This is a genomic window from Nocardia sp. NPDC050378, from assembly GCF_040655675.1.
In the GTDB taxonomy this organism is placed as follows: domain Bacteria; phylum Actinomycetota; class Actinomycetes; order Mycobacteriales; family Mycobacteriaceae; genus Nocardia; species Nocardia coubleae.
On sequence record NZ_JBFAKI010000024.1, the window covers coordinates 71,895 to 78,330 of the forward strand.

General features: G+C 64.4%; 7 protein-coding genes. All 7 read right to left on the reverse strand.

All coding sequences use genetic code 11. From position 1 onward, the window contains the following. Window positions 1-43: 43 nt before the first annotated feature. Window positions 44-910, reverse strand: a complete 867-nt coding sequence (locus AB0I35_RS30645; protein WP_357399798.1) for a hypothetical protein — start codon at window positions 908-910, stop codon at window positions 44-46. Between the two features lie 55 nt (window positions 911-965). Next, window positions 966-1,424, reverse strand: coding sequence for a MaoC family dehydratase (locus AB0I35_RS30650; RefSeq protein ID WP_357399799.1), 459 nt, complete (start codon window positions 1,422-1,424; stop codon window positions 966-968). Between the two features lie 33 nt (window positions 1,425-1,457). Continuing rightward, on the reverse strand, window positions 1,458-3,254 hold the full coding sequence (locus tag AB0I35_RS30655; RefSeq protein ID WP_357399800.1) for an acyl-CoA dehydrogenase: 1,797 nt from the start codon (window positions 3,252-3,254) through the stop codon (window positions 1,458-1,460). A 25-nt stretch (window positions 3,255-3,279) separates the two neighbouring features. Then, the gene (locus tag AB0I35_RS30660) at window positions 3,280-4,011 is read right to left on the reverse strand and encodes an SDR family NAD(P)-dependent oxidoreductase (RefSeq protein WP_357399801.1); all 732 of its coding nucleotides are present in this window, start codon (window positions 4,009-4,011) and stop codon (window positions 3,280-3,282) included. A 61-nt stretch (window positions 4,012-4,072) separates the two neighbouring features. Further along, entirely contained in the window at window positions 4,073-4,582 is a 510-nt protein-coding gene (locus AB0I35_RS30665; protein WP_357399802.1) for an SRPBCC family protein, read from the reverse strand. Between the two features lie 37 nt (window positions 4,583-4,619). Beyond that, window positions 4,620-5,783, reverse strand: coding sequence for a 3,4-dihydroxy-2-butanone-4-phosphate synthase (ribB, locus tag AB0I35_RS30670; protein WP_357399803.1), 1,164 nt, complete (start codon window positions 5,781-5,783; stop codon window positions 4,620-4,622). Window positions 5,784-5,799: 16 nt separating this feature from the next. Continuing rightward, complete coding sequence (locus AB0I35_RS30675; protein ID WP_357399804.1) at window positions 5,800-6,306, reverse strand: cupin domain-containing protein; 507 nt, start codon at window positions 6,304-6,306, stop codon at window positions 5,800-5,802. Between the last annotated feature and the right edge of the window lie 130 nt (window positions 6,307-6,436).

Below are 6,436 nucleotides of genomic sequence, written 5' to 3' on the forward strand. Positions count from 1 at the left end.
CGGCGTGGGTCGGGCCTGCGTGGCGGATGGGTGCGAGCCGGGCTCACGCGTCCTGGATCACCCAGGTGTTCACGACATCCATCGCCTCCACGATCGAGCTGTGCTTGTCCTTCAGGCGCTCGAGGAAGTCCCATGCCTTCTGGTTCTCTGCTTCGCCGCGCGAGGAGAACAGGGCCAGGTAGACATGAGCGCCCGCGTGGTTATTCTCCGGTCGATCGTTGTTGCGTTCGGGAGCCATCGGGCCGGGGCCGACCCACGGACCCGCGAAGCGCCCCTTCTGCACGCGCTGCCCGAAGCGCCCCGCCTCGACGGCTTCCCGCCACTCCTCGTCGAAAGCGTGCATGTCGTCGACGTTCGCGATGTCGATTTCGACAATGAGGGCGAACGTCTGCAGGAAACCGACGTCTGGATCCACTGGCGCGAAGCTGTCCCAGATGTCGGTGAAAAACAGCTGGGTGGAGGCGTAGTTCCGCACGTAAGGACGGTATTGCAGCATGTTCGCGTGACCGGCGGGCAAGTAGTTGTTCTTCAGCCAATCCTCGACCGTCGCGAACATGTTGATGCTGAGGTGACGCCCGGGCCGGTCCTCGTCGAAGACCCGCAAGCAGCGCACACCGGTTCGGCGGCCCTGTGTCTCACGCTCCCACTCGACATCGAGCCGGCGCACATGCTCCGGGTCCGAGACATAGAAGTCCGAGAAGTTGGCCATGACCACTTTCGCGCCCATGAAGGCGGGTGGCTCGACCAGCTTCGGGTAGTCGAAACGGGGATTGCGCCGGAAGCGATGCTTTTTCGGCGCACCGTCGAGGGCTGCGTCGATGGCACTGGCTCGGTCGCTCATGGCCGCCACGATGGCAGCCATGGGATCGGTCCCACCGGCATCTGAATTCACAGCTTCGTCATTGCTCAAGGCATCGACCTTTCGGAAAGGGCACAGCGGGTGGAAAATCCGCGTTCTCGGCTTGTCATGTGTAGAACCGGTACACGGGTTCGGCGACGCACACGGGCTTGTCCACCGCGGTGCAGTGCACCGTCGCCTGGACGACGATCTGGACGCCGCCCGCGATGTCGTCGACGCCGATCAGCTCCGCGCTCAACCGCACCTTGGATCCGACCGGAACCGCGGCGGGAAATCGGACCTTGTTCAGGCCGTAGTTCACAACCATCGAGGTCTGCCGGACCTCGACGAGCTGCAGAAACATGGGGCCGAGCAGCGAGAGCGTGAGGTAACCGTGGGCAATGGGCCCGCCGTATGGGCTTTCGGCGCCGGCGCGTTCGACGTCCACGTGGATCCATTGATGGTCGTCTGTGGCGTCGGCGAAGGTGTTCACTCGGCCCTGAGTGATGTCGAACCACTCACTGCTGCCGAGTTGCTGTCCGAGAAGGCCGTGCAGGCTGTCGACGTCCTCGACTGTGATGGGCATGGATTGTCTGCTCTCGGAGAAGGGAAAACGGGGTCAGAACCAGCGCGGATTCATGTCGAGGGTCGTCCGGTCCAGACTCTCGAGGAGGTCGAGCTGTGGAGCGACCTTGGGCAGCTCGTAGCGGTAGAAGTAGCGGGCGGCGTGGCGCTTGCCGTCATAGAAGTCGCCCTCCTTCCCCGCGACGGCGGTGAGCTGCTCGAGCCACATCCACGCGATCACCGTGTGCCCGACGGCCTCCAGGTAGACCGACGAGTTCGCCAGCGCCGTCGCAGCGTCGCCCGCCGCCCACAGCACCCCGGTGACCTCCACGATCCGCGTCCACACGGCATCGAGCTCGGCCGCGTAGCGGGCGGTGTCGCCGCCGATCACCCGGCCGCGATCGATGGTCGCGGCGACCTTCGAGCCGAGCAGCGCGAGCCCGGCGCCGTCCCGCATGGTGACTTTGCGCCCCAGCAGGTCCAGCCCCTGCACGCCATGCGTTCCCTCGTGGATCGGATTCAACCGGTTGTCGCGATAATGCTGTTCGACGTCGTAGTCTCGGGTGTAGCCGTACCCGCCGTGCACCTGGATAGCCAGGCTGTTGGCTTCGAGGCACCACTGCGAGGGCCAGCTTTTCGCGATCGGGGTCAGGACGTCCAGAAGCAAGGTGGCCTCCGCCGCGGCCGCCGGATCATCGGCGGTGTCCTGCTCATCGACCAGGTGGGAACAGAAGAGACCGAGCGCTAGCGCGCCCTCGACGTAGGACTTCTGCGCCAGCAGCATGCGGCGGACATCGGCGTGATCGATGATCGGCACCGGCGGCGCGGACGGGTCCTTGGCACCGAGGGGACGGCCCTGGGTCCGGGCCCGCGCGTACTCGAGCGACTTCAGGTAGCCAACGTAGCCGAGGGACGTCGCGAGGAATCCGACGCCGATCCGGGCCTCGTTCATCATGTGGAACATATACGAAAGACCCCGGTGCTCCTGCCCTACGAGGAAACCGACGGCGCCGGATTTCCCTGCGGGGGAATGGGTTCCGTCACCGAACGCGAGCAGTGTGTTGATCGTGCCCCGGTTGCCCATCTTGTGGTTGAGGCCCATCAGCGTGACATCGTTGCGCTCGCCGGGCGCGCCGTCGGCGCCGGGGAGAAATTTCGGGACGATGAACAGCGAGATGCCCTTGACCCCGGGACCGCCGCCGGGGACTTTCGCCAGCACCAGGTGCACGATGTTCTCGGTGAGCTCATGGTCGCCGCCCGAGATCCACATTTTCGTTCCGGTCAGCCGATAGCTGCCGTCCGCCTGCGGCGCCGCCCGGGTGCTGATGTCCGCGAGCGACGACCCGGCCTGGGGTTCCGACAGGCACATCGTGCCGAAGTACCGGCCCTCGAGCATCGGACGGACGTAGTCGTCGATCTGCTGGTCGGTGCCGTGAGCGGCGATCAAGTTGGCGTTGGCGACCGTAAGAAACGGGTATGCGGCGGTACCCGCGTTGGCCGCCTGGAACCACGCCATCGCCGCCCGCGCCACCGTGGTCGGCAACTGCATGCCCCCGACGCCCTCGTCGAACTGTCCGGCGATCAGGCCCGACGCCGCATAGGCGTCGAGCGCGGTCTTGACCTCATCGATCATGTGGACAGTGCCGTCGGGGCGCATGCTCGGCTCGTTCGCGTCGGCCGTCTTGTTATGGGTGGCGAAGTGCTTGTGCGCGAGGTCCGCGCTGAGGTCGAGCACCGCGTCGAAGGTGTCCTTCGAGTGTTCGGCGAAGCGCTTGCGGGAGGTCAGCGAGACCACGTCGAGCCATTCGTAGAGCAGGAACGCGAGATCTCGGCGGGACAGTACATCGGTCATGAATGTGGTCCGTTCACAATGGGTGTCACATCGAGACACCGCCGACGACCGGAAGGACGACGCCGGTGATGTAGCCGGCTTCCTCCGAAGCCAGGAAGCAGACGGCGTCGGCCATCTCGGCCGGATCGGCGAAACGCGAAATGGGCCCGGTGAGCTCGGCGATCTTCTCGTCCGGGATCGAGGCCGTCATGCGGGTCGCGGCATTCGGCGAGATCGCGTTGACCGTGACACCGAACGCGGCGAGTTCCTTCGCCGCGGTCTTGGTGAATCCGACGATCCCAGCCTTGGCGGCGGCGTAGTTCGCCTGCCCCCGGTTGCCGTGCAGCCCGGTGTAGGAGGTGATGTTGACGACCCGCCCGAATCCCTGCTCGCGGAAACGCGGGACGCAGGCCCTGGTGAAGCGGAAAGTGCCGCCGGCGTGGATATTCAGGACCTGGTCCCAATCGTCGTCGGTCAGCTTCCACAACACTCTGTCGCGCAAGATGCCGGCGTTGTTGACCAGGACATCGACCCGCCCTGTCTCGGCGATGACGGTGGTGATGACGTTCTCGACGTCATTGGTGTCGCTGACGTCAGCGGGTATACCGATGGCGCCGACATCGCGTGCGGCCTTGTCGAGTTCGGCCTTGTCGAAGTCCACCATGAACACGGTCGCTCCGGCATCGGCGAAGCGGCGGGCGATGGCCTGACCGATCCCGCGGGCCGCGCCGGTGACGACGACGCTGCGGCCCGTGAAGTCGAACGAGATGTTGCCCATTGATGCTTCCTTCTCTTCTGCCGCGCCGAAACCAGCTGCGGCACATCAGTTATGAGGTGGTTCAGGATTCGATCAGTGCAGACGATTGGGCTTCGACGATCTGCTTGATTGCCCGCAGGGTCGCGGGAATTCCGGACAGGGCAGCGTCACGTCGTACCTCGAGTTTGGCTTCGACTTCGTCCCCGAAGATCTCGCGAAATGTCGGGAACCCTTCCGGCTGGACGGCCCACGATTCGGTCAGCGTGGTACCACTCTTCGCCGGCGCCAGGGTGAAACCCCAGCGGACTGCGTTACCCATGACCATCCAGGCGAACTCCGCAGGTTCCTCGGCCACGACCACCAGAGACTCTGTCTCCCAAACCTTGCCGTCTGCCTCGTTCCGGCCGATGAACCAAGCGCCGACCTCGGGGCCGGTCGCCGGCTCCTTCCACCACGCTGCACGGCAGACCGGGCTCCACTCTCCTGTTCGTTCGATCCGGGTCACCACGTCCCATACCTGTTGAGGGGTGGCGTCGATCTGGATCGACTCGGAATGAGAGTAGTAAACGTGATCGCGAGCGATTTGTGTCATCAGCTTTGAATCCTTCTTGACGATGGGAGTGGGTTACTCATCCATGTGGGGCTAGTACTGGTGAACGACCTCGTCGGGCGCCCGGAGCCCCGCCGTCCTGCCCCTCGACGACATCGACGTCCTCACCGCGCAACATCGCAGACAGTTCTGTGTCGCCTCCGATGGGACGCACGGACACCACACCGAGGTCTCGGAGCATCAGCGCAGCAGCCTCCACGGTCCGCGCCCGGTCGGTGCGCGTTTCGCACTCGTCTTGAAGGATCACTTCTGGCGACCTCGGCACGAACGCGCCTCCGGACCCGTACGTTCCGTGCGTGCGCCGTACGTAGATGACTACGCCGAGACCTTCCTGCGCCACTGTTTCGAGAGCGGCGGTCAATGCTGCGCTACAGGAACAAGCGGAGGAACCGAAGACATCACCGACAACGCATTCGGAGTGGATCCATGTCGGAACCGCCTCTCGGCCGCCCACGTCCCCGGCGATGACAGCGATGTGGTCAGCACCGTCAACACGATCGAAATAGCCTACGGCAGTGAGCATTCCGTAGCTGGTCGGCAAACGCGTCACCGCGCCACGCTGCACCACCGCCTCGTGGCGGCGACGGTACCGCACCAAGGACTCGATCGATACGATGCGCAGGCCGTGTACGTCCGCGAAGTCTCGAAGTTCGGCACCCCGCTTCATCGTTCCGTCGTCGTTGATCAATTCGCCGAGAACGCCGACCGGAGCCAGTCCGGCCAGCTTCACGAGATCGACGGCGGCCTCGGTGTGACCGCGGCGTGTCAGCACGCCCCCTGGACGACTCCGCAACGCGTGCACGTGTCCCGGCCGCCGCAGATCCGCGACCACCGAAGCTGGATCGGCCAGCACCCTCGCCGTCCGAGCCCGATCAGCCGCCGAGATGCCCGTCGTCACTCCGGCGGCAGCATCGACCGAAACGGTGAACGCCGTGCCCATGGAGTCGATGTTGTCGTAGGCCATCATCGGAATCTGCAACCGCTCCAGATCATGCGCCTCCATGGGCACGCAGATCATGCCACTCGAGTGACGAACCGCGAAGGCCATCAGTCGTGTTGTCGCCGAAGCGGCCGCAAAGACGATATCGCCTTCGTTCTCGCGATCGGCATCGTCGACCACGATGACGGGACGTCCCGCCGCGATATCGGCGATCGCGCTCTCGACGTTGTCGAACTCGATCATGACCATCTCACTGTGCTCAGGTGTTGTAGCCGATGGTGATGGAAAGGAAGACGCAGTCCTCGTCGTAGCGGTTCTTCCACGCATGCGGGACGCCTGCCTTGACGAGGAGGTCACCGGGGACGAGCGTGTGCACCTTGCCACCGGGAAGCTCCAGATCGAGTTTGCCGGACAGCACCACTTCGTAGTCGATGGTGTTACTTGCGTGCATCCCGGCGTCATGATCGTCGCTGCTCTCCGCGTCGATTCCGGTCGATGCCACGTCCACTTTGCCGGCCGAGTTCGCGGCAAAGCGCACCAGACCGAAAGTCGATCCGTTCGGACCCGCGAGATCGAGGGTCTTCGGCATGCTGCCGGGCGTTTCCTTCGAATGCCCGTTTTCCACGCTCCAGTACCAAACACCTTCGACGATGCCGGGCTGGTTGAGAATCGCTTCGGGCTTCGCACCGATAACGAAATCCGGTTCGCCGGAATCGTTCACGGTTGCGACAACAAGGTTCCAGTTCTGAGGGTCGGGAAAGGTCATGATCACTCCGTTGTGTGTGCTTCGAGCGAAGATCCGCTGGGTCAGCGGCTGGGGCAGAGTCCGCCGTCGACGCCGAGGATTTGGGAGGTGATGAATTTGGCGGCGTCGGACATGAGGAACTGGATGGCGG

What these genes read in the sequence shown, in the direction of transcription:
- AB0I35_RS30660 (WP_357399801.1), bottom strand. Translation starts at nt 4,011, where the DNA reads ATGGGCAACATCTCGTTCGACTTCACGGGCCGCAGCGTCGTCGTCACC.
- AB0I35_RS30665 (WP_357399802.1), bottom strand. Translation starts at nt 4,582, where the DNA reads ATGACACAAATCGCTCGCGATCACGTTTACTACTCTCATTCCGAGTCG.
- AB0I35_RS30655 (WP_357399800.1), bottom strand. Translation starts at nt 3,254, where the DNA reads ATGACCGATGTACTGTCCCGCCGAGATCTCGCGTTCCTGCTCTACGAA.
- ribB (WP_357399803.1), bottom strand. Translation starts at nt 5,783, where the DNA reads ATGATCGAGTTCGACAACGTCGAGAGCGCGATCGCCGATATCGCGGCG.
- AB0I35_RS30650 (WP_357399799.1), bottom strand. Translation starts at nt 1,424, where the DNA reads ATGCCCATCACAGTCGAGGACGTCGACAGCCTGCACGGCCTTCTCGGA.
- AB0I35_RS30675 (WP_357399804.1), bottom strand. Translation starts at nt 6,306, where the DNA reads ATGACCTTTCCCGACCCTCAGAACTGGAACCTTGTTGTCGCAACCGTG.